Raw genomic sequence first — 21,467 nt, 5'->3', positions numbered from 1 at the left:
CCGCGAAGGAAGGTCATGGGCTGGCTTGCCCGCACAGGGTTGCCGGCTCTTTCTAGGAGGATATTATGAACGGTTGGGATGCGGTCTTCTTTCCTCCGTCTAAGCGCTACGGCGAAGAGATGGCACAGCGGCTCAGGCTTGTGGCGGGCGTGCGACGACTGTCAACGATTCGCGCCAGAAACATATTTGCGCGGATGTGCGGCTACGGAGACTGGGACGACCTCGGCGATAACTTGATGAATGACCGGATTACCGTAACGGTTTGGGACGATGAGCTTGACCCTGATACGTTCGGCGAGCGAATGGACATGCAGCTTGGTCCACTGGTTGCCGCTCTGCACGTGTCGGTAAATCGCGCGATGGCCATTCTTGATGCTTTGCAGCCGTCGCGGCGTCAGCACTCACCGACGGACGACGGTCTGGACGATTTCTGTGCGAAATTCGACGAGTGGCGCGTCCACATGCGCACGCTCCCGGTCCGTCCGACATCGAAGAAGATTGCCAAGTGCCGCAGGGCATTTGGGAAAGATGGTCTGTGACGGCCCGACTTTCTACGGAAAACCACGGAAGCCAAGGGGGACGGCGCGTAAACGCTTTGACTCCGGTGCTGGGCAAATTCAGCTTGGCGTCATTCTCGTGAGATTTCGGGGCGACTTGCGTGTGTCCAGAAGCGTTTACGCTTTCCGTAAGGCATTCATTGCACATGACGTTTTGTCGATGTGGTTCAAAATCCGGCTTCTGTAAACGCATCTAATTCCGATGCGCACGACGACTCGCGAGCGACGCAAGCAAAACCGCTGTGACCCACGTCGCCGCCTTTCCATTCATGTCTCACTCCGATCCCTCCACACAGGCTTACTGCTTCTGTGGGACGGGGAATTTCCAGGTGCCGTCAAATACTGACTGTCCCGGGCCGTAAATCCGGGCGATGACGTTGTATGCGCCCGTCGGTGCGGGCAGCCAGTTCGACTCCTTCTCCTTGCCGGGCGAGTCGTGCTGAACGTAGATATCGAGAGAACCGTCGGCACCGTATTTCAGGCCCTTCGTGCGGTCACCAATCGAATAACGATTAATGGAATTCGCCACGAGATGACGTCCGGGCAGGTCGTACATTGTCATCGACCAAAAGAACTTCGCGGGCGGCAAGTCCTTCTTGTCAAAGTGAATGACATACGGCTGGGAACCTAGCAACTGTTCGCGGTCTGCATTGACGCGCGTGCCTACGTAGACGGCTTCTTCCTTGGTGTTGCCGTAGATGCCCATGGCCGCGGCGACAGCCCTCTTCATATAGTCGCCGTTCATCTCCTGCCGGGAGCCAAAGATGTCGTAGGAACTCGTCGTATGCTTTTCCGCATCGGCTAGCGCAGCTTTGCCATCCGCCACACCTGCTTCGATAGCTTGCCGTATATCAACTGGTAGCGCGGAAGCATCAAAGGGTCTGCCGGGCGCGATACCAATCTTTGAAAACCGCTCCATCAGTTCGACTTCCGACGGCGCAGGCGGCTGCGTATATTGCAGCAGGAAATTCACGTATGAGATGAAGTCGATGGATGTCGCCTTCGGCTCGTCCCACTTCGGAAAGGCCACCTTTGGAACAGAGGGCGGTGCCTTGACATGCTCAAACGAAGAAAGCGGCGTGAGGCGGTATTGCTTCTGGATAGCCTGCATGGCGCTCACGTCGCCGGGGCCATTTAATGCTGTGCGTCCCAGCGTCAGAATGAAGTCGGTCTCCGAACGGAAGACCTTGTCGATACCTTTGGGCGTCTCGCCGTGCCAGTTCGGTCCCGCAAACAGGTAGTGGCCGCCTTGGTTGCCCGTCGTTCGCGAGCCGACGTAGGCGAAGTTATAGGTGAACAGGTCAATCCATTGAAAGACAAAGTATCGATTCTCGGGTACCGGAGGAACAGTCAGCACCCAAGGCTCTCGCCGGAGGTCGAGCCATGCCCATGAATAAGGCGTGTCGTTATTTGGAGTGACGATTTCCTTGTTCTCAGGGCCATAGGGCTGCGAATAGTTTCTGAATTTCCCAAATCCCCCTACGTAGGCCTTGGCAGTAGGGTCAATCGCCTGCTCGTACATCGTCTTGTAGTTGTAAAGCATCGGATACGCATAGATGAACGCATCTTTTGCAATCGTCCTGGCTTCCTCAGGAGTTGCCGTTACCGATGTCGCTGCCGTTGTTGCACTGGCTGGAGCAGAGGTCAGGCAGCACATTCCCATGGAAATCAATAAGCATATCGAGGTGGAAATAAAGAGCTTGGAAAGTTTCACTATTTAACCTCTCAGAGTCGCTTCGTTATTTTCCGAATGTCAGGTTCAGCCCGGCGAATAGCGTGAACTGAGGTACCCCGGCGCCAGAGTGAGCCACCGAATACTGAGGTTCGATAAATGCGTTATAGATGGTCGAGCCGCTCTTCCATGCTTTGCCCGCACCGAGGCCGACCGGAATGTAATACGTACCACGCTGGAGGTCGAAGGTCCATGTGCCGGTTGACCGGATGTACCATCCGTCAGGTAGATTGAAGATGCCGAATGGCTGGGCCGTGAGCGATTGTGTTGTGGGTCGCCCGCTCTGGCCAGCGAAGGAATGCTGCCACTGTACAAGCGCGCCGAGCAGACGCGCCTTCGTGGCACTGACGGCGACCGCGGCAAGTCCCGCCTGCCATTTCCCTGTGCCCAAGCTTGGGTCCGTGGCGGTCGGCGCCGTGATCAACGGGCCGACACCTATCTGGATATCCGACTGCGATAGTAAAAAAATGTCGAACAGATTGATGTCGCCAAGGCCCGTGTTGTAGCCGCCCGAGGCGTCCGGGCGAGTGCTGACCGGCACCGTCGCCCGGAAAATTTGTGGGACGCCAATGGGCCCAATCGGGCCGACCGGAACTGTCGGCCGCAAAAGTAAATCGTTGGTGTGACCGCTGACCCCGAACAGGTTTGGCGTGAAGTAATTCTGTATGTTGAACGAGGGCGCCGCGTTGAGCGGGTTATTACTCCTGTTCGCGTCGTCCGCTGAGCTTTGTGCGATGGCACTGCTTGCGAGCATGCCGAACAATATCGCGCAAAGAGACTGGCTGCGTAGGTTGGATCTTCTCATCGTTTGAACCCCGGAGAAACGACCGCTTTGAACGCACAATGCCCTATCCCGTTTGGATCGCATGCTGGAAAAAACACCGGCCAGGTCTTTCTTTCGGGCCTACGGTTGCCCGCAAACAACCTTACTCCCGCACCAACTCCACCGCTGCCGCCGAAACAAACTCCGCACGCACGCTATCGCCGACTTTCAACTGTCCAAGCGGAATCCCCTTTGCGGCCCTGAGTTCCTGTTGATGCTTTGGGCCACGCAGCGTCACCATGCGGTTCTTGCGATCGATCTTCATGACCGTCGCGACCACCTTCACGCTATGCGCCGACGAAGCATAGCCTGCCGAAGCCGGTATCGCAGCGGTCGTCTCCACGCGTTCGCGCACACCCCTGGTGGACAATCTGTCGATGCTAAGCAGCAGCGCCTGCTGGTACGCAACGTTGAGCTTGTCGCCGACTCTGAGCCGACTGACATCCGCGAGAGCGGGATTGACGTCCACGTCCGCCAGGTTGCCGCGCGGGCCGCGCAGCGTGACGCTATTCGTGGCGGTGTCGATGGCGACCACACGGACTTGAGCGTGAACGAGCTCGGCGCGTGCGAGCGCCTGCTGCCCGGCGTGGGCATCGGCGTCCTGAGCGAAGCTGGATTGACAGGGCGCAACGGTGAGAATGCTCACCAGCGCGGCCGCCCGCCACATGACAGCGGCCGATGAAGCGAATCTGCGCGGACAGGTCATTCGCTGCTCCCGAAGTGATCATCACGATCGATTAACGCAAGCGCGCAACGCAATCGAAAAACCCCAGCGATCAACGCAAAAACGGCGACTTCTCGCGCCTACAACTCCGGGCGCGCCAGGTCGCTGGCGACAATGTGTTCGCCGTACACCTGGGCCGCCGCAATCGCTTCCAGCTTGGTCGCATACGGCCCGAGCTCTGGCGCGCCGTCGAACGGAAAGAGCACGCGTGCGTCGGTGGTTCGAACCACTTTCAACACGCCGAAAAAACGCTTGTATCCGGCGAGCTTCGACGTCGCTGAAATTTCAAAATCGTCCTCGGACGTCGCGGGGACGCTGGGAATAAATGCGGTCTTGGCCATACCTGAAAACATCGCTTGTTCAATGGGCCGACAGAGGCAAGAACGCCAAGCCTACACCCGGTTGTACCGGGAAAACATTCGCCGGCGGGTTTCATTGTCTCAAATCCCGGCGGATTCGGCCGGTGGGTCCACAAGCGAACCGGCGAGCGGCCGTCGATCAAGCCGGTCGCCGGCATCGTCAGGCGCGTTTATGTGCCGCGCGAGATGACCGTTATATGGCAAGAATGTAGTGCGATTCACGGCTGCGTCATACGCGCTGCATAAAGTTTGTCCCCACTAAAAACGCCAATACAAAGGGGCACTCCATGTCACAACGCAGCGGCTTGCGTGCATTCTTCATGGTCGCTTGCGCGGTCCTGATCGGCCTGATCGTCGCCGCGTGCGGATCGTCATCCTCGTCGCTCAAATTGAGCGGTCAGCAGCAGATCCGCCACGTCTTCGTCATCACGCTCGAGAACGAAAACTACGCGACCACCTTCGGTGCGAACAGCAAGGCGCCGTATCTGTCGCAGACGCTCGCTTCGCAGGGCGCGATGGTGCAGCAGTACTACGGCACGGGGCATGTGAGCCTCGACAATTACATCTCGATGATCAGCGGCCAGGCGGCGACGCCGGAAACGGATAACGACTGCATCACCTATCAGGACTACAAGCTCACGGGCGTGACATCGGACGGCCAGGCGATCGGCTCGGGCTGCGTCTACCCGGCGAGCGTCAAGACGTTGCCGGACCAGTTGAAGGCCGCGGGCTACACGTGGAAGGGCTATGAAGGCGACATGGGCAACGATCCGACGCGTGAAGCCGCCACTTGCGGCCACCCGACGCTCAACACGACCGACCTGACGCAGTCTGCCGAAGCGCCGAGCGCCGCCGTGCCGCTGGGCGACCAGTACGCGACGCGTCACAACCCGTTCATGTACTTCCACTCGATCATCGACTCGGCGGACTGCGGGCAGAACGTCGTCAATCTGAACAAGCTCACGACCGACCTGCAGTCGATCTCGACCACCGCCAACTTCAACCTCATCACGCCGAACCTGTGCGACGACGGCCATGACGCGCCGTGCGTGAACGGCCAGCCGGGTGGCCTGACGAGCGCGAACACGTTTCTCCAGAAGTGGGTGCCGATTATCACGGCGTCGCCGGCGTTTCAGCAGGACGGTTTGCTGATCATCAACTTCGACGAAAGCAGTTACGCGACGGTGACGCAGTCGGGCACGGGCGAGGATCTGGTTTTCACCGGCGCGACCTGCTGCAGCCAGCAGCCGGGGCCGAATCTGCCGTCGTTCCCGCAGACGTCTTCGCTGACGTACAAGGGTTTGACGATCAACCTGACCAAGCAGAGCTTCGGCGGCGACCAGACCGGCGCGGTCATGATCTCGAAATTCATCAAGCCGGGTACGGTATCGACGGTGCAGTACAACCACTATTCGATGCTCAAGAGCATTGAAGACATCTTCCAGCTGGACCACCTCGGCTACGCGGGCCAGGCCGGCCTCGTCGGGTTCGGCAGCGACATCTTCACGAACCTGTAAGCGATTCGATGCTGTCTTCTGCAATGCGATTGACCGCGCGCGCCGGCGTGAATTGGGCGGCGCGTGCCGCGCTGCTCGGCGCCGCGCTGATGTCCGGTGCGGCCGCGGCAGCGCCGGCCGCTACGAACCCCGCCTATAGCGACGCCGCCGCGCTCGGCAAGCTGATGTTCTTCGACGCCTCGCTGTCGGCCTCGGGCAAGATGTCGTGCGCGAGCTGTCATAGCCCGTCGCATGCGTATGGGCCGCCCAACGGCCTCGCGGCACAGTTGGGTGGGGCGGACATGCACTCGCAGGGCACGCGCGCCGTGCCGAGCCTGCGCTACGTGCTGAACCGCACGCCGATGTGGAGCCACGCGCAGGCTGCCAGTCTGTCCGAGCGTCTGAGCGAAACGGACAACGCGCCGGTGGGCGGTTTCGGCTGGGACGGGCGCTTCAACCGTTTGCGCGATCAGGCGAGTTTCCCGCTGTTCAATCCCAACGAGATGGCCAACACGGATCCGGTGGCCGTGCTCGCAAAACTGGAGCACGCGCCCTATGCGGCGCGTTTCAAGGAAGTCTTCGGTCAGAACATCTTCGTTGATCGCGCCAAGGCGTTCACGCAGGCCATGTACGCGATTGAGCGTTTCGAGCTTGAAGACCCGAGTTTCCATCCGTACACGAGCAAGTTCGATTACTATCTGGACGGTAAATTGCAACTAACGGCACAAGAATTGAGAGGCAAAAAGCTGTTCGACAATCCCGAGGGTGGCAATTGCGCCTCCTGCCATATCGACCAGGTCGGCGCCGACGGCTCCCATCCGCTTTTCACCGACTTCAACTTCCAGGCGCTCGGCGTGCCGCGCAATCCGGAATTGCGGGCCAACTCCGATCCGAAGTACTTCGATATGGGTCTGTGCGGACCGCTGCGCACCGATCAGGCGAGCGACAAAAGTAATTGCGGGCTCTTCAAATCGGTCTCGCTGCGCAATACGGCGACGCGTCAGGTGTTTTTCCACAACGGCCGGTTCCATACGCTGAAGGACGCGTTGCGCTTCTACGTGCAACGCGACACCAATCCGGCGAAGTGGTATCCAGAAGATGCGCACGGCAAGATCGACAAATTCAACGACTTGCCCGTCGCGCTACGCGTCAACGTCGACACGACAGACGAGCCGCTCACACGCAAAGCCGGCGAGCGTCCGGTCTGGTCGGAGCGCGATATCGACGATGTCGCCGCTTTCCTCGCCACGCTGAACGACGATTACGTTCCAAAGCCGAAACCCACGCATTGAACGCGAAAGAAGCACGGGCGGCCGCAATTCCTAAGACGAATTTCGGCTCGTTCTGGGTCTAATTTGGGGGCAGAGCTATAATGGCCGGATCCCCTTTTCTTTCCCGTCCTCCGTTATGAGCCGGTTACTTTGCCTGATCGTGCTGTCGCTCGGCCTGATGCAGACCGCGGCGGCCGACGAAAACACCGAGCGAATGTCCGCGTATCTCACGCATAAATTCGGCTTGGCAAAGGAAAAGGCTGAAAAGATTTCCGACGCGGTGCAATCCGCCGCCTCGAAATATTCCCTCCCGCCGGCGCTCCTGCTGGCGATCATCTCGATCGAATCCCGCTTCAAGGAAAAGGCCAAGGGCGCCAACGGCGCGACCGGGCTGATGCAGGTGGTGCCTGGCGCGCATCGCGGGCTGCTGAGGAACGTCAAGGATCTCACCGAGCCGACCGCGAACATCGAAGTGGGTTCGGCGATTCTCTACGGCTACATGCGCTCGGCCAACGGCGACATGAACGCCGCGCTCAAGAGCTACGGCGGCTCGCAGGCCTACGCGCAGAAAGTGAGCCTGAAGGTTGAAGATTTCGCGGCGGTCGCCACGCCTCAAGACTCTGATCGACAGGCGGATGCGCAGGCTGTCGCGTGCGCGGCGCAACCCGCGCCCGACCATTGCGCTGCGCTGGATAGCTGGGCCGATGCGTTCACGATTCCGGCCGTCAGCGCCGCCGGGAAAAATGGCGCGACCGCGTCGTCAATGGGACTTCCCGCTACGTCGCACTGAGCGACATCCCGTTTTTGCTGTTTCTTCTCTCACGGCGTCGCGGCCGTGGTAATGCGCTGTCACGTCCCGTGATATGCCGGAGTGCGTGCTTTTTACGCATATTTGGCAACCGCTCTACAATGCATTCCCATTCGCGCTCACGCGGCGTCTCTTCCGATCGACCATGCCGACCTCGTTTTTTAAAGCCCCTGCCGCCGCGCTCGCCGGCCTGCTGACCCTTGCCGCCTGTAGCAGCGCGCCGCAGCAGAAATTCCAACAGGAACTGTTCGAAACTGGCGCGAGCCCGTATGCACGCAATTTCAATTCGAGCGCGACGGATACCTGCGAGGCCGCGCGTCGTGCGCTATTGAGCCAAGGCTATCTGACGACGATGACGCGCAACGACACCGTCGATGGCACCAAGAATTTCCAGCCGACCGGCGATAGCCACGTGGTCGTCGAATTTCACGTGGTCTGCACGCCCGGGGAAGAGGCGAGCGACACCAGCATCGTCTACGTCAATGCCGTTCAGAACGGCTTTGCGCTGAAGAAAAGCGACACCTCGGCGAGTGTCGGGCTGAGTGTGCTGGGTTCGCTGTCGCTGCCGATCCGCTCGAACAGCGATGCGATGGTCAAAATCTCGAGCGAAACGATTCCCTCGGGCAAGTTCTACGACCGGTTCTTCGGCCTTGTCGATCACTATCTGCAAACGGTGGTGCGCACGCAGCCGGTCGCGAACAGCCGCATCGAGACGCGCCTCCTGCCGGTGCCGGTTCAAGCGGCGGCTCCGGCGACTGTTCGCGAGATGCCCGACGCGATCGGCACGGCGGCGTCCGTGCCACCGGCGAGCGGAGTCGGCGTGGCGCCTTGAGTGATCTACGGGAGTTCGCCGGGTGGAGGTTGATCAAGCGCTGATCAGCCTTCAATCTCACCGCGAAGCATCACTTATCCTATGTCTTTTACTTCATACGTATATATATGTAGTAATAGTTAACAAGGGTTAACCCCTTCTGTGGATAACTCCCAAATGTTCCGTCACATCAATGTCATGCAAACTCCATAACCCTGCGGAACACCTCTGTAGAAAAAATACAACTCTGGGATAACTTCGATGGCGCCTGGCTGACGGGCCGTCTTATCAAGATTCCGCACACAGGCTGTTCCACGCGCTATCCCGAAGTTATTCATAGGAAACTGTGGATAACTCGCCTTCTAGCCCCTTTCTTCAACTGCTGCCGGGCAGGTTTTTCAACTTCGCCATGCGCTCGCCACCGTACAGACCGCAGCCGCCCAGACGCGCACATTCAAGACGGACGGTACAAAGATTGCGTCTCTCTTTTTGCAAGCGCGACTGTTGCTATTTAGTCAAAACCATTTCGGTAACGGCCGATCCAGGCATAGAGTTAAAGTGTTTTCTGAAGTTAATGGTGCGGTGCGGGGGTGTGGAATGAAACGTAGAACAGCACGACAGCTTGTCCGTCTTCTCTCGGATATTCGACATGCCACCCATTGCAGCACGCTACGGGCGGCAGCCACCAACCGGGCCATTACGCTCGCATCCGCTGAACACGACGCGGACGTTGCAGATAGCGACGACAATACCGATCCCACGCGCGACGCGCATCAAGACAAGCCGGCCCGGAGCGGATCATGAGAATGGCAAGCGAACAGTCGCTGCGGTTTCTAGTGGAAAAATGGCTTGCGCCGGAGCCTTCCGTACCGGTTCATGTCACCGAATTCAGCCGTACCCGCCTGGGTGGCCGCCGCTATGTACGCGTCGAGACGTCGCTCGAGGCGGGCTCACGCGGGTTGTTCTTCTTTCGTCACGACGACGGCTGCTGGTGTGTGTTTCCGCCCACCGCGGACACGCCGGCTTTGTATGCGCAGTCGCGAGCTGCGTGAAGACGGCCAGCAATCCAGCAACGCCGACCGCCTACGCAAATAGCTCGCACTCCTCGACACGCGATAGGTCGACCGTCTACATCCTCAAGCCGATGCATTCAGGACGATGTATGAGGCAAGCGTTCACGCCCGCGTCGCCATGCCGGCATCACCTGACACACGATCAATCCCGCCAGCATCAACGCGCACCCGAACAGCGCGCGCGCCGACAGTGTCTCGCCAAGCACGAGCCAGGCCGCTAGCGCGGCGAACACGCCCTCCATGCTGAAGATCACCGCCGCATGCGACGGCGCCGCATGCTTTTGCGTGACCACCTGAATCGTGTAGGCGATGCCGACTGACAGCGCTCCGCCGTACAAAATGGTCGGCGCAGCACGTGTAATTACCGCCACACTGAACGGTTCGACGGCGAGACCGACGACAAGGCACGCTAGCCCACACGTCACGAACTGCACGAGTGCGAGCATGAGCGTGTCATGACGTAGCGCGAAGCGCCCGACCAGCATCATCTGGATGGAGATGACGAGCGCGCCGGCCAGTTGATACCAGTCGCCGTACAGCATCGAAAACTGCGCGTTCACGCTCAGAAAATACATGCCTACCGCCGCGAGCGCCGCACCGAGCCACGTCCCGATTCCCGTGCGATGTTTGAACAGCACGCCCAGCAGCGGCACGATTACCACGTACAACGAACTGATGAAGCCCGCATTGGCGACCTTCGTGTATTGCAGGCCGATCTGTTGCAACGAAATCGAGGCGGCCAACACCACGCCGAGCAGCACGCCGGCACCTAAGAGCTCGCGAGCGCCACCGGGTTCGCGCTTCGACAGTTCGGCCAGCGCGGAGCGCCGGACACAAACAATCAGCGTCAGCACGACGAGTGCGCCGAGCAGGAAGCGCAGTCCCGTGAAGAGAAACGGTCCGATCGCGTCGAGACTCAGGCGTTGCGCGACGAACGCTGAGCCCCAGATCATTGCGGCGATCAGCATCAGCATATTGGCATGCAGGTGTTGGCGGGTTTCGGCTTTCAAAGGTGGTCTTTCAGGTTCGATGGGATGACAACGCGTTCGCGGCTGACTGGCGGCGTCGACTCGATGAGCGCGTCGCCGTTCGGCCGCAGACATGATACGTGTGCACCGCGAGGGCTGATGTCCGGACATCCCTCACTATCGGCATCTTCGATCAGACGCACTCGACCTTGAATGATCCGATCGATGCATCTCGTTCGCAGCGCGCCCGACTCGGGCGATAATCGCGCGACGGCCAACAGTTCAGTGCACGACTGACCCAGCGAGCCGGCTGATTTTCAGGCAAACGCAATGGATGAGAAAGACTGGATCGCCGGCGCGGCCAAAGCGCTGGCGATCATCGAAGCATTCGACGAAGAGCACGCCCGCATGACACCGACCATGGTGGCTGGGCGCGCGGGCCTGTCGCGCACGGCGGCGCGTCGCTATCTGCTGACGTTGCGCGAACTCGGCTACGTGGACACCGACGGCAAGCTATTCTGGCTCGCGCCGCGTGTCTTGCGGCTCGGCCAGTCGTATCTGGATTCAGCGCGCTTGCCGCGCACCGTGCAGCCGTTTCTCCAACGCATTACCGCAACGGTGCAGGAAACCGCGCTGGTGGCGATCCTCGATGAACACGACGTGGTGTATGTGGCGCGCAACGGCGTGAACCGGGCGATGGCGGTCGGCTTCGTGCTCGGCTCGCGCGCGCCCGCGCCGTTGTCGTCGGCGGGACTGGTTTTGCTGGCGTTTCAGGCGCCGGAGAGCATCGAGCAGTGGCTCGCGTCTTACCCGATCAAGGTGTTCACGCCTCACACCTACTCGACGATCGAACAGTTGCGTGATGTGCTCGGCGAAATTCGCCGCAATGGCTACGTGGTCACCGACCAGCAACTGGAGTTGGGCGTGCGCGGCGTCGCGGTGCCGTTGCGTGACCGGCATGGTTCGGTCGTGGCGGCGATCAGCGTCAGCATGCCGATCGGACAGGAGTCGGCGAACGCCGCGTTGCATCGCGTGTTGCCGACCCTTCTGGAGAACGCCAGCCTGTTGCGCAACCTGGTTTGAGGCGGTCTAGGTGAATCCCCTGGTAAGCGGCGCTTGACGAGTGAAAGCGTGTCGAAAGCAAGCTGTCTCCCGGAAAATACATATCGAGTTTTGGGCATGACAAACCGCCTACACTGCGTAATACTCTCCCGCGGGGAGCGGGAAGGCGCCTCAAGCCCTGTCTGCTTCACCGTGCAGCTTATTCATTCACATTGACTCAGTCGTCCAGGTTTGGGGAACAACACATGAAAAAAGTTATCGTCTCGCTCGCAGCCGCTTCGATCGCGCTGGTTTCCGTTCAAGCTTTCGCACAAGCGTCGGACGCAGCAGCACCGGCTGCTGCAGCAAGCGCGCCGAAGAAGCATCACGTCAAGAAGCTGAAGACGCACGGCAAGCGCGCTCCGGTTTCGGCAGCCGCTTCGGCAGCTGGCACGAACGACAAGGGCACGCAAAACTAAGTTGCGGCCCGATTTTTCGGGCCAGCCTCGCCGGTTGACCGTTCCGAGCCGCTTGTCGGCAGGTGCAATGTGATCCGGATGAAGGCGTCGTAAGCAAAAAGGCCAGAGCTCGTGCTCTGGCCTTTTGCATTCCGGGCGCGGTTGTCGCGGCGATTAGCCTGCCAGGCCACGCTTGATGACTTCGTTCAGCAGTCCGCTCATTCCTTCGGGATGGGTCGCGGCCCGCTCTTTCAGCTCGGTCACCAAATCGCCGTTCAGCTTGCACGCGAATGCGACGAGGCCCTGCGCCTGATCGAGCTTGCGCTGTTCGCGGCGATCGAGCTTCGGCTCTGCGGCCGCGGCTTTGCCGAAACGGTCGGCCGTCGACAGCTTCATTGCATTGTTCAGCTTGAGTGCCTTGTTCTTTTCAAGGTCGGTCTTTTTCATCGCCATACGGAAGGCCTCTGCCAGATAAGTAATCCCGCATTGTACGCACCGCGCCGGACGTCGGGCGAGCGCGCGGCGCCAGGGGCTTCACCTGCATCGATCGCCGCGCAAAGTGGGATCCAGAGTAAGCACCTCAATCGGAGCTCAGGCAGACCGGCCAGGCGCGGCCGCCACGCTGTCCATGAGCGCGCGCATTCTCTGCCAATGGGTGCCTTCCCAAAACACGCGACGGCACACGTCGCAGGTAACGAACTGTGCATGCCTTTCCAGCACGCCGTCGGGAGCGCGCGTGCCGACTTCCTCCTTGGGGATGCGCCGTAGCGGCACATTGCACATCAGACACAAGCGAAACGGTTGCGCGCTGCCGGCCAGATCGAGCCGTTCAAACACTTCGCGCAATTGTTCGCGTGGTCTGAGCGTGCGGACATAGCAGCCATGCGTGATGCTGCGGCGTTTCAATAACTCGCGGTCACGTGTCAGGACGATGCGCTGTTGCGCGGCGGCCAGCGCTTCGATGTCAGCGTCGGGAAAGTGGTTGTCGTACAGCGTATCGAAGCCGGCAAGCCGCAGGAGCGGCGCGAGGCCGCCCAGATGCGCGTCGGCGATGAAGCGGACCACGCGCAGCGGCCGTTCGCGCACGCGCAGAAGCGGCTGGATGTCGAGCGCTTCAAACTTCGGATACACGGCTATGCGATCGCCGTCCGAGAGCGGATGATTGAAACCGACCGACTCGCCGTTGACCAGAATCAGCTCGACCTCGGTGTGCGGCACGCCGAGCACCTCGATCATGTGCTTGGCGGTGGCGCCCGGCGCGCAGGCATAACTGAACGCGCGCCGGCGTAGCGGGCGCGCGAGAAAATCGTTCAGCTCCTCGTAGAAGCGGAATGTCGCGGTCACCATCACCGCAGTATCGCACCGTGTTTCATTGCGTGCTGTCCTGCACGTGTCGCATGGGTGTGCTTTACTTCCAGTTCTTTAGAAGACGGAGCGACAGATGGACATCGGTTTTATCGGTCTCGGCGAGATGGGCGCCGCGATGGTTGCAAACATTTTGAAAGCCGGTCATCAGGTGCGCGTGTGGAATCGCTCGCCGGAACGTGCGCAGCCGCTCGTCGATGCAGGCGCGCGGATCGTCGCGACGCCGGCCGAAGCGTTTGCGGGCGACGCCGTGTTCTCGATGCTCGCCGACGATAGCGCGTTGCGCGAGGTCATCACCGCCGCCCTGCTGGAACATGCTCCGCGTGGACTGATTCACGTGAACATGGCGACGATCTCGGTCGCGCTGGCCGAGGAACTGGCGACGGCGCACGCATCGCGCGGCGTTCACTACGTGGCCGCGCCGGTGTTGGGCCGGCCCGATGTCGCTGCGGCGGGCAAGCTGACCATCGTGGCGGGCGGACCGGCGGAGTCGATCGACCGTGTTCAGCCGATTTTCGACGTCATCGGCCAGAAGACCTGGCGCATCGGTTCGCTGCCGCAGCAGGCGAATGTCATGAAGCTCGCGGCTAACTTCATGCTGGGCGCGGCGGTCGAGACGCTCGGCGAAGCGGCCACTCTGGTGACCGGGCATGGTCTGGCCATGCAGGATTTCCTCGACGTGATTACGAGTGGCCTGTTTCCGGGCCCGGTCTATGCGGGCTACGGCAAGCTGATCGCGGAGCAGCGCTACGAGCCGGCACTGTTCAAGGCGCGTCTTGGCCTGAAGGACATGCGTCTGGCGCTGGCCGCGGCGGAGGCCGTGACGACGCCGCTGCCGATCGCCAGCGTAGTGCGTGACAGTCTGATCGAAGCGGTGGCTCACGGCGACGGCGAGAAGGATTTCGCCGTGCTGGGCCAGGTCGCCGCACGGCGAGCAGGGCGCTAAGAGGCACTGACATGCGGTGGTGACGGGCGCGGGCGGGCATAATAGGCGCCCGATCCTATTTCGCCGTGATTCCCATGAGCCTGCATACTTGGTGGTTGTTCGTCGCCACTGTCTTTGTCGTTTCCGCGATTCCCGGTCCGAACATGCTGCTCGTGATGACGCACGGCGCCCAGCACGGCTTGCGCCGCTCCAGCGCCACCATGGCGGGCTGCCTGTCGGCGCTGGTGCTGATGCTGGCGGTATCGGCGGCGGGGCTTGGCGTGTTTCTCGAAGCCTGGCCGGCCATGTTCAACGCGCTGCGGATGATCGGCGCGGCCTACCTCGTGTATCTCGGCATCAAGGCATGGCGCGCGCCGGCCGACGAAGCCGCCGCCGGCAACGCCGACGAACTGGCCGCCAGGCCCGCGCGTTCGCGCCTCGCGCTGTTCCGCAACGGGTTCCTCGTCGCGGGCAGCAATCCGAAGGCGATTCTGTTTGCCGCGGCGCTGTTGCCGCAATTCATCGACGCCGCTCAGCCCAAGCTGCCGCAATTTGGTGTGCTCGTGGCGACTTTTGCCGTGATCGAGGTGAGCTGGTATCTGGTGTACGCGGGGTTTGGCACGCGCATTGGCGCGAGATTGAAGAGCCGCAGCGTCGCCAGGATGTTCAATCGGCTGACCGGCGGCGTGTTCGTCGGATTCGGCACGATGATGGCGCTGGTTCGCCACTGAGCGGACGGGGCAGCGCCTTCGACAACGGTGGAAGCACAAGACACCTGGGAGGCTGTTGCATTTTTGCAACGTTGAGGGTCTACCCTAATTTGCATGTTGCGCCGCACCAAAGCATTTGCTATATTCTGTCTTGTCTCCTCCATGTCTCCTCTGATATGGATTCAGCCCGCCCAATTAGGCGGGCTTTTTTTTGCCCTGAATTTTTTGCCCTCGGTTCGAGGCATCCCCGAAAAACACAAGCCGGCTGGCCCTTGCGCAGGGCCGCCGGCTTTGTTGCGTCGGCACGGAACTCAGAACTTGTACGAGACGGCGAGGAAAGAAATGATCGGATCGGCGCTCAAGTCCGCCTTCGAGACCCCCAGCTCCGTGCCATCCGCCGCCTTGATGATGACCGACGAGGTCGTCTTCAGCGGGATGTAGGTGACCGACGCCACGAGCCCCCAGTGATCCGTGATGTTGTACGCGAGCCCCGCGTTGAACACCGGCGCCCACGACGACGACGCCTTCGCCGACACCTGCGTCTGCCCCGGCTTGCCCGCACCGGCCGCCAGTACCGCGCCGAGGTTGTTCTGCGTCGACTGGACGAAGTTCTGGCTCAACTGAATGTCCGAGAACCAGTTGTACGACACACCCACGCCGACAAACGGGCGGAACTTCGCCGTCGGCTCGTTGAAGTAGTACTGGAACAGCAGCGCCGGGCTCCACTGGCGCACGCTCTTCACGATCGGATTGGCCTGCGGATCGCCCAGATCCTGTTGACCGAGCGCGCCTGCCGGTCCCGGCGGTTTGATGACGCCGTGCCCATAGATCTTGAACACCGGCGGCACACCGGCCACGGTCGTCACGGCAATGTGATCGGTGAGGTAATGGCTGAACACCAGGCCGACGGTATCGGCGCTGCCGGTCGACAAACCCGTACCGGCCGAAGTGAACGAGCTTGGCAGGCGCAGCGGCGTGTTGATCGGCGTCGGCGCGACGTTGGTGGTGAGCGGCGTGCTCGAATCCTGCGGCATCACGTGAAACCAGCCGAGTACCGCGACGTTGTCGCCCGCATGTTGGGCGTGCGCGCCGGCTGACAGGCAGGCGGCCATTAACGCGAAACAGATTCTTTTCATGTTGTTCCTCCTGAGGCGCGCGTGAAGCTGATCGCGCGCGGCAAGCGACGGCAGGTCCGCGACCGCGCCGGTGCGCTGCTTATTCGGTGGGCGCCGGCTGCCGCGCTGTGACGCCGCTGTGACGCCGCTGTGACGCCGCTGTGACGCCATGCGGCAGCCGGGACGCGAACGCCACGTTGCAAAGTGGCGGCGCGTGCGGCGCCCATTACTGGACGAAGGCGCCGATCGTGAAATACGGCGAAGCCGCGTTGGTCAGATCGAGGTAGCCGAACACCCCGCCCGTGAAGATCATCTTTCCGGTCGGCGTGGTGCCGGTCGAGGCGCCCACTCGCGTCGTCGTTACCACGCCCGGCACGGCTTGCGTGAAGTCCAGATTCAGCGCCGTCGCGAGCGATGCCTGCGATGCGTTGAACGGATCGAGCAGCGTGGCCTCGGTGCCTTCGAGCGCGGTGGTGCGGTAGTCGAACTGGCTATCCACGCCGATGTACTCGCCGTTTTGCGAGTTCACCGTGATCGCGCTTCGCGGCGCCAGAATCGAGATGCCCGACTCGTCGTCGGCGTAAGGCCCGAGCGCGCCGTTTTGCGGCACGGTCACCGACGAGTTCGCCGCGCCCGTTCGCACCAGAATCGGCACTAACTGGTTACGCAGCTTGCCGACGATCATGTAGCCGCGCGCTTCCGGGGTCGTCGCGAGGGTGGGCTTCGCCTGGCCAAGGAAGTTGTTGGTCTGGAACGCGCCGCTGCCGTCCGCCGACTGCGCGAAGTTGCCGCCGGGTTGCTGACACTTGCCGGCGTTGATGCCGGAATTGTCACACTCGGTCCACGTGCCGTCCGCATTGATCGTGATCTTCGAATCGACCGCGACCGGCGCGAAGTTTTGCGACGGTACCTGGTGATAGCCGAGCTGGTTGTACGTGCCGGCCACGTTCGCCAGATTCGTTTCAATCGAAGAGAAGCCGATGAACGGGTAGTACGGGAACTTGGTATCCGGCACGGCGCCTACGCCGAGAATCCCGCCGAACGAAATTTCCGCGCCCGGGATCGTGCCGCCCGCCACGCCTTCGCCGACGAAAATCCGCGCCGGACGATTCGGGTCGAGACTCGCGCCGTTCAGGCGGAATGCGCACTGGTTGAGCTTGTTGGTCGGCAGCAGGGTTTCCTGGGTGAGCGTGCCGCTGGCTGACTGCCCTGCGCGCGTTGGGACGACAGTGCCGGTGGTTGCCGGAATCGGCGACTCGATGTAACTGATCTGCCAGGTCATCTTGGTCGTGTCGAGTTGCAGCTTGACCAGCTCGCCGTCACCGCCGCCGCCCGTGAATACCGTGCCGTAGTCCAGCGACGCAGGGCACAGCCTGACTTCCGTCACGGGCCCGTCACCGCCGCCGCCGCCACCACACGCCCCCAGCAACGGTGCAGCAAGAGCGAGCACCGAAAGGATTCTCCATTTCATACCGCCTCCAGAATTTTCTCGTTGTGTGTGGCCGGCTCCCAGTCCAGCCACCTGATTTATTTATGTCTCGTACTGCGAACTGCCGGTCCGTTGCGACTTACTTGCTGATTTGCGCGCCGATACCGAAGTAAGGTGCGCTCGAAGCCGTCCCGTTGAGTTGCGACGTCGGCGCTACGCCGCCATTGACGGTCCCTTGAATCTCGATCGCATAGAGGCCGCCCGAAGCGATCGCGAGGCCTTTTTGGCCGTTGGCCTGCTGGACACCGACCAGTCCGGGACTCGGCAGGCCGTAGCCCAGACCGAAGCCGTCTTCCGCCGCCGAAGTCGACGGGTTGATGAAGGTGCCGACGCCGCCCTGGATCAATGCGGCGGTGTACTTGAAGTTGGAGTCGGCACCTACGTAGCCGCCGTCGAAGCCGCCGGACGCAAGCGGTGTAGCCGCGGCCAGCATCGCGATGCCGGATTCGTCGTCGACCTTGGCGTCGGAGTGCAGCAATACCGCGGTGCCGAGGTTGACAGAGCCCGTGCGAATGACGAGCGGCACCGTTGCGCCGTTGATCTGGCCGAGGATCATGTGCGCCTGAGCCGACACGCCGCTCGGCTGGTTCAGTGGCGGCAGCTTGAGCTGAGTGCCGATCTGCGGCGCATTCTGGCTGTCGAAGTAGCCGCTGGCATTGGCGGTCCACGCCGTGCCCGTCGTCAGGCAGCCGCTCGCGCTCGGCGTAAATGCCGCGTTGGCCGGATTCGAGCCCGTGCAGTTGCCGGCCGCGTCGAAGGTTTCGACGGTGTTGGTGGCGGTCGCCGCGTACGAGCCGGACGGCACGAGGTGATACAGGAGACCGTTGTAGGTGCCGGCCAGCTTGGTGATATCGGCGGTCGTGCTGGCAAATCCGAGGAACGGGTAGAAGTCGAAGTGTCGGTTCGGTACCGCGCCGACGTGATCGATGATGCCGGGAATGATGGTCAGGCCGTCGTACTCGACGGTCGCGCCCGGAATGCCGCCGCCGGCCACGCCCTGGCCGACCAGAATCATCGGCGGGTTCGGGTTGTTGACGAAGTCGGGCGTCGTGTAGGTCGTGCCGTTCGCGGGCGCGGTGCCGGTGCCTTTGCCGAGAATGAAAGCACAGCGGGTTTGCTCCGCGGTCGGCAGCATGCCGGTTGGAGGATGGATCACTGCACCGGTAATCTGTGTGCCTTCGCGCGTGATGGTGACGTCGGCGCTGGTCAGCGGGATCGGCGACTTGAGCCACTTCAGCGAGTAGGTCATCGCTGTCGCGTCGATATTGAGTTGCACGACTTCGCCGCTACCCGCTCCGCCGAGGAACGTGCTCTTGACGATGTCGGCCGTGGCGGGACACAACGCAGTCGCACCGGCGCTCGAGGTCGGCGGACCTTGCACGCCGCAACTCGCGCCTGAGCATTGCGCGGGGTTGACCGGGCCTGGATTGTCGGCCTTGCCGCCACCGCAGGCGATCAGGAATGGGGCCGTGGCAATGGCCATCGCCAAGCCTCGAGTAATGGCGTGCGACATGCTGCTGTCTCCCTTCATGTAATTGTGCGAGCTAATTTCGCTGTGCGGATAATGGCTGTCAATTGAATGAGCCGTCTAAAAAGACTGATTCAAACAGCGTTCCTTTTCGAGGACGCGCACCGCGTGGACACTGGCGGCCCTTTTAAACAAAAAATGTTTTTTCGGCTTGGGGATGACATCGTTGCTTCGCCGCACTGCCTTGCCAGGCAAGCGTTACAGCAAAATGGCTCTATGATCTTCGAACGACCGTTCGCGAAAAAATCCGGAGTTTCCCTATGCGGAAAACTATGCTGTGGGCGTGGTTCTCAGGAATGAATTACCGGCAGTTTCTCAGGTAATCGGATTTTTATTTTTTAAGTAATGCGGGCTACTACCGATTAACTGCGGGAAATGGAATTGAAATCGGCGGGATTTAAAACAGAAAGGCCGATCCTGGTGGACCGGCCTTTTTTGTGACTCGACGGCGCATTGCCGCCGGTAGCGCAGGGTTGATCAGCGTTTCAAGCCGCTGTCTTCGCTGGCGCCGATCGCGAGGTTCATGCACTGGATCGCCGCGCCCGACGCGCCCTTGCCCAGGTTGTCCAGACGCGCGACGGTCACGAAGCGTTCTTCGTTGCCGAACACGAACAGGTCGACGCGGTTGGTTTCGTTGTTCGCCTGCACGTCGAAGAAGCCGCTGTCGAGGTTTGCTTCCGCGTCGAACGGCGCAACGTGCACGAAGGTCTCGCCCGCGTAGTACTCGGCAAACAGCGCCTGCACGTCTTGCGGTGTGGCCTTCTTCGCCAGCTGGTTTGGCGAGAAGAAGGTGGTGACCGCGAGACCCTTGTAGAAGTCGCCGACGATCGGCGTAAAGACCGGCGCCGATTTCAGGCCCGTATGCGCAGCCATTTCCGGCAGATGCTTGTGAGTCAGACCAAGCGCGTACGGACGCGGGCTCTTGAGCTTGTCGTTGCCGCCGGCTTCGTAGTCGGCAATCATTTTCTTGCCGCCGCCGCTGTAGCCGGTGATCGAGTAAGCATGCGCGGCGAACTCGGGCGCCACCACGCCTGCTTCGACCAGCGGACGCATGGCGAGCACGAACGCCGACGCATGGCATCCCGGCACCGCAATGCGTTTCGCCGTGCGCAGACGCTCGCGCTGCGAGCGCGCCAGCTCGGGCAGGCCGTAAGCCCAGTCGGCGGAAGTACGGAACGCGGTGCTGGCATCGATCAGCACGGTGCGATCGTTCTCGACCAGCGAAGCGGATTCGCGCGATGCGACGTCGGGCAGGCACAGGAACGTGACGTCGGACGCATTGATGAGACGACGGCGCTCGTCGAGGTCTTTGCGCTTCGCTTCTTCGATACGCAGGATCTCAACGTCGGCGCGTTGCGACAGGTATTCGAAAATCTTCAGGCCGGTCGTACCTTCCTGTCCGTCGACAAAAACTTTCGTGCTCATCTCGATCTCACTGGCTTGCTGGAAACAGGGCGCGACACCGCGCCGGAACGTTATTTTAAGACCTGATGGCGGCCGACGTGCAAAAGGGGTGAAAAAACGACGATGCACGCCGAACGTGACATCGGCGTGACCCGTTGTGCGGCAGATGCCAGCCGATGCCGGCCGGATCGCGGCAATCCGTGCGTCAGCGGGCGGCGGCGATCCAGCGTGCCGTGACGCCGGCCACCCGTGCGCCGAACATCCGCGCCGTTTCCAGGTCGCCGGCGGGCGGTGCTTCTTCCGGCGACGCATCGGCCGGTGACTGCGTGAGCAGGCCGGTCGAGCCGCCTACATAGTTCAGGTCGTTGCGGGTCGCCGCCTTGGTGTTGGACGGCATCATGCCGGTGCCCGCCCAGATCATGCCGTGCTGCATGGCCAGCGTGACGAAGTACTGGATCGTCGAGAACTTGTCGCCGTTCATGGTCGCGGAGTTGGTGAAGCCGGCCGCGATCTTGTCCTTCCACGTCTGTCCGAACCATGGTTTCGAGCTCGCGTCGGCGAACTTCTTGAAGTCGGCGGAAGGGCCGCCCATGTAGGTCGGCGCGCCGAAGATGATGGCGTCGGCCGCGGCGAGTTCGGCCCAGGCCGCCTCGTCGATCTCGCCGACCGGCAGCAATTTCCCGTCCGCGCCGGCTTCGAGGGCGCCCGCCAGCACGGCCTCGGCGACTTTCTTCGTGTGGCCGTAGCCGCTGTGATAAACGATGACGATCTTCGACATGTAACATTCTCCAGCAAAATGAACGAGGATGG

Annotated in this window: 22 protein-coding genes; 10 read left to right on the top strand and 12 right to left on the bottom strand. The window is 61.4% G+C overall.

Features of this window, described 5'->3' with window-relative positions; genetic code table 11:
* The first annotated feature begins 65 nt into the window (after positions 1–65).
* Positions 66–539 (top strand): hypothetical protein, encoded by a 474-nt coding sequence (locus P0D70_RS00205; RefSeq protein ID WP_408181385.1) that lies wholly within the window; start codon positions 66–68, stop codon positions 537–539.
* A 316-nt stretch (positions 540–855) separates the two neighbouring features.
* Here P0D70_RS00205 and P0D70_RS00200 read toward each other — a convergent pair whose 3' ends face one another.
* From P0D70_RS00200 to P0D70_RS00185, 4 genes are all read right to left on the bottom strand, one after another.
* Positions 856–2,271, bottom strand: a complete 1,416-nt coding sequence (locus P0D70_RS00200) for a DUF1254 domain-containing protein (protein WP_408181383.1) — start codon at positions 2,269–2,271, stop codon at positions 856–858.
* 25 nt (positions 2,272–2,296) lie between these two features.
* Complete coding sequence (locus tag P0D70_RS00195; RefSeq protein ID WP_408181381.1) at positions 2,297–3,094, bottom strand: hypothetical protein; 798 nt, start codon at positions 3,092–3,094, stop codon at positions 2,297–2,299.
* A gap of 121 nt (positions 3,095–3,215) precedes the next feature.
* Positions 3,216–3,818, bottom strand: coding sequence for a hypothetical protein (locus P0D70_RS00190; protein ID WP_408181379.1), 603 nt, complete (start codon positions 3,816–3,818; stop codon positions 3,216–3,218).
* Between the two features lie 98 nt (positions 3,819–3,916).
* Positions 3,917–4,177: a DUF6723 family protein gene (locus P0D70_RS00185; RefSeq protein ID WP_091798249.1), complete on the bottom strand. Its 261-nt coding sequence runs from the start codon at positions 4,175–4,177 to the stop codon at positions 3,917–3,919.
* A 305-nt stretch (positions 4,178–4,482) separates the two neighbouring features.
* On the opposite strand from P0D70_RS00185, the gene P0D70_RS00180 reads away from it, so the two are divergent.
* The 5 genes from P0D70_RS00180 to P0D70_RS00160 all read left to right on the top strand — a co-directional run bounded on the left by P0D70_RS00180 (position 4,483) and on the right by P0D70_RS00160 (position 9,633).
* Complete coding sequence (locus tag P0D70_RS00180; protein ID WP_408181376.1) at positions 4,483–5,712, top strand: alkaline phosphatase family protein; 1,230 nt, start codon at positions 4,483–4,485, stop codon at positions 5,710–5,712.
* A gap of 8 nt (positions 5,713–5,720) precedes the next feature.
* Positions 5,721–6,983 carry a cytochrome-c peroxidase gene (locus P0D70_RS00175; protein ID WP_408181374.1) on the top strand — a complete coding sequence of 421 codons (1,263 nt, stop codon included), beginning with the start codon at positions 5,721–5,723 and terminating at the stop codon, positions 6,981–6,983.
* 115 nt (positions 6,984–7,098) lie between these two features.
* Positions 7,099–7,752: a lytic transglycosylase domain-containing protein gene (locus P0D70_RS00170; RefSeq protein WP_091798254.1), complete on the top strand. Its 654-nt coding sequence runs from the start codon at positions 7,099–7,101 to the stop codon at positions 7,750–7,752.
* 163 nt (positions 7,753–7,915) lie between these two features.
* Positions 7,916–8,602, top strand: coding sequence for a DUF2242 domain-containing protein (locus P0D70_RS00165; protein WP_408181371.1), 687 nt, complete (start codon positions 7,916–7,918; stop codon positions 8,600–8,602).
* A gap of 779 nt (positions 8,603–9,381) precedes the next feature.
* Positions 9,382–9,633 carry a hypothetical protein gene (locus tag P0D70_RS00160; RefSeq protein WP_091798257.1) on the top strand — a complete coding sequence of 84 codons (252 nt, stop codon included), beginning with the start codon at positions 9,382–9,384 and terminating at the stop codon, positions 9,631–9,633.
* Between the two features lie 98 nt (positions 9,634–9,731).
* Here the strand turns inward: P0D70_RS00160 and P0D70_RS00155 are convergent, their stop codons facing one another.
* Positions 9,732–10,664: a DMT family transporter gene (locus tag P0D70_RS00155; protein WP_408181368.1), complete on the bottom strand. Its 933-nt coding sequence runs from the start codon at positions 10,662–10,664 to the stop codon at positions 9,732–9,734.
* A gap of 288 nt (positions 10,665–10,952) precedes the next feature.
* Between P0D70_RS00155 and P0D70_RS00150 the strand changes: the two genes are divergently transcribed.
* Positions 10,953–11,705 (top strand): IclR family transcriptional regulator domain-containing protein, encoded by a 753-nt coding sequence (locus P0D70_RS00150; protein WP_091798262.1) that lies wholly within the window; start codon positions 10,953–10,955, stop codon positions 11,703–11,705.
* A gap of 224 nt (positions 11,706–11,929) precedes the next feature.
* Positions 11,930–12,142 (top strand): hypothetical protein, encoded by a 213-nt coding sequence (locus tag P0D70_RS00145; protein ID WP_091798264.1) that lies wholly within the window; start codon positions 11,930–11,932, stop codon positions 12,140–12,142.
* A gap of 153 nt (positions 12,143–12,295) precedes the next feature.
* Here the strand turns inward: P0D70_RS00145 and P0D70_RS00140 are convergent, their stop codons facing one another.
* Positions 12,296–12,574 (bottom strand): hypothetical protein, encoded by a 279-nt coding sequence (locus P0D70_RS00140; RefSeq protein ID WP_091798267.1) that lies wholly within the window; start codon positions 12,572–12,574, stop codon positions 12,296–12,298.
* 138 nt (positions 12,575–12,712) lie between these two features.
* Complete coding sequence (locus tag P0D70_RS00135; RefSeq protein WP_091798270.1) at positions 12,713–13,468, bottom strand: Mut7-C RNAse domain-containing protein; 756 nt, start codon at positions 13,466–13,468, stop codon at positions 12,713–12,715.
* A gap of 94 nt (positions 13,469–13,562) precedes the next feature.
* On the opposite strand from P0D70_RS00135, the gene P0D70_RS00130 reads away from it, so the two are divergent.
* Complete coding sequence (locus P0D70_RS00130; RefSeq protein WP_408181363.1) at positions 13,563–14,432, top strand: NAD(P)-dependent oxidoreductase; 870 nt, start codon at positions 13,563–13,565, stop codon at positions 14,430–14,432.
* Between the two features lie 74 nt (positions 14,433–14,506).
* Positions 14,507–15,142 carry a LysE family translocator gene (locus tag P0D70_RS00125; RefSeq protein ID WP_408181361.1) on the top strand — a complete coding sequence of 212 codons (636 nt, stop codon included), beginning with the start codon at positions 14,507–14,509 and terminating at the stop codon, positions 15,140–15,142.
* A gap of 290 nt (positions 15,143–15,432) precedes the next feature.
* On the opposite strand, the gene P0D70_RS00120 is transcribed toward P0D70_RS00125, so the two are convergent.
* The 5 genes from P0D70_RS00120 to P0D70_RS00100 all read right to left on the bottom strand — a co-directional run bounded on the left by P0D70_RS00120 (position 15,433) and on the right by P0D70_RS00100 (position 21,435).
* The gene (locus tag P0D70_RS00120; RefSeq protein WP_408181358.1) at positions 15,433–16,257 is read right to left on the bottom strand and encodes an OmpW/AlkL family protein; all 825 of its coding nucleotides are present in this window, start codon (positions 16,255–16,257) and stop codon (positions 15,433–15,435) included.
* Positions 16,258–16,462: 205 nt separating this feature from the next.
* Positions 16,463–17,707 (bottom strand): DUF2957 domain-containing protein, encoded by a 1,245-nt coding sequence (locus P0D70_RS00115; RefSeq protein ID WP_408181356.1) that lies wholly within the window; start codon positions 17,705–17,707, stop codon positions 16,463–16,465.
* Between the two features lie 97 nt (positions 17,708–17,804).
* Positions 17,805–19,238, bottom strand: a complete 1,434-nt coding sequence (locus tag P0D70_RS00110; RefSeq protein ID WP_408181354.1) for a DUF2957 domain-containing protein — start codon at positions 19,236–19,238, stop codon at positions 17,805–17,807.
* A 492-nt stretch (positions 19,239–19,730) separates the two neighbouring features.
* On the bottom strand, positions 19,731–20,678 hold the full coding sequence (gene argC, locus P0D70_RS00105; RefSeq protein WP_408181351.1) for an N-acetyl-gamma-glutamyl-phosphate reductase: 948 nt from the start codon (positions 20,676–20,678) through the stop codon (positions 19,731–19,733).
* Positions 20,679–20,862: 184 nt separating this feature from the next.
* Entirely contained in the window at positions 20,863–21,435 is a 573-nt protein-coding gene (locus tag P0D70_RS00100; RefSeq protein ID WP_091798284.1) for a flavodoxin family protein, read from the bottom strand.
* Positions 21,436–21,467: the final 32 nt, after the last annotated feature.

It is taken from the genome of Paraburkholderia sp. RL17-381-BIF-C (assembly GCF_046026435.1).
Lineage (GTDB): Bacteria > Pseudomonadota > Gammaproteobacteria > Burkholderiales > Burkholderiaceae > Paraburkholderia.
This window is presented reverse-complemented; position numbering and strand designations above follow the sequence as displayed.

Coding starts and splice junctions, on each gene's coding strand:
- P0D70_RS00205 (WP_408181385.1), top strand. CDS start 66: ATGAACGGTTGGGATGCGGTCTTCTTTCCTCCGTCTAAGCGCTACGGC.
- P0D70_RS00195 (WP_408181381.1), bottom strand. CDS start 3,094: ATGAGAAGATCCAACCTACGCAGCCAGTCTCTTTGCGCGATATTGTTC.
- P0D70_RS00190 (WP_408181379.1), bottom strand. CDS start 3,818: ATGACCTGTCCGCGCAGATTCGCTTCATCGGCCGCTGTCATGTGGCGG.
- P0D70_RS00185 (WP_091798249.1), bottom strand. CDS start 4,177: ATGGCCAAGACCGCATTTATTCCCAGCGTCCCCGCGACGTCCGAGGAC.
- P0D70_RS00180 (WP_408181376.1), top strand. CDS start 4,483: ATGTCACAACGCAGCGGCTTGCGTGCATTCTTCATGGTCGCTTGCGCG.
- P0D70_RS00175 (WP_408181374.1), top strand. CDS start 5,721: ATGCTGTCTTCTGCAATGCGATTGACCGCGCGCGCCGGCGTGAATTGG.
- P0D70_RS00170 (WP_091798254.1), top strand. CDS start 7,099: ATGAGCCGGTTACTTTGCCTGATCGTGCTGTCGCTCGGCCTGATGCAG.
- P0D70_RS00165 (WP_408181371.1), top strand. CDS start 7,916: ATGCCGACCTCGTTTTTTAAAGCCCCTGCCGCCGCGCTCGCCGGCCTG.
- P0D70_RS00160 (WP_091798257.1), top strand. CDS start 9,382: ATGAGAATGGCAAGCGAACAGTCGCTGCGGTTTCTAGTGGAAAAATGG.
- P0D70_RS00150 (WP_091798262.1), top strand. CDS start 10,953: ATGGATGAGAAAGACTGGATCGCCGGCGCGGCCAAAGCGCTGGCGATC.
- P0D70_RS00145 (WP_091798264.1), top strand. CDS start 11,930: ATGAAAAAAGTTATCGTCTCGCTCGCAGCCGCTTCGATCGCGCTGGTT.
- P0D70_RS00140 (WP_091798267.1), bottom strand. CDS start 12,574: ATGGCGATGAAAAAGACCGACCTTGAAAAGAACAAGGCACTCAAGCTG.
- P0D70_RS00135 (WP_091798270.1), bottom strand. CDS start 13,468: ATGGTGACCGCGACATTCCGCTTCTACGAGGAGCTGAACGATTTTCTC.
- P0D70_RS00130 (WP_408181363.1), top strand. CDS start 13,563: ATGGACATCGGTTTTATCGGTCTCGGCGAGATGGGCGCCGCGATGGTT.
- P0D70_RS00125 (WP_408181361.1), top strand. CDS start 14,507: ATGAGCCTGCATACTTGGTGGTTGTTCGTCGCCACTGTCTTTGTCGTT.
- P0D70_RS00120 (WP_408181358.1), bottom strand. CDS start 16,257: ATGAAAAGAATCTGTTTCGCGTTAATGGCCGCCTGCCTGTCAGCCGGC.
- P0D70_RS00115 (WP_408181356.1), bottom strand. CDS start 17,707: ATGAAATGGAGAATCCTTTCGGTGCTCGCTCTTGCTGCACCGTTGCTG.
- P0D70_RS00110 (WP_408181354.1), bottom strand. CDS start 19,238: ATGTCGCACGCCATTACTCGAGGCTTGGCGATGGCCATTGCCACGGCC.
- argC (WP_408181351.1), bottom strand. CDS start 20,678: ATGAGCACGAAAGTTTTTGTCGACGGACAGGAAGGTACGACCGGCCTG.
- P0D70_RS00100 (WP_091798284.1), bottom strand. CDS start 21,435: ATGTCGAAGATCGTCATCGTTTATCACAGCGGCTACGGCCACACGAAG.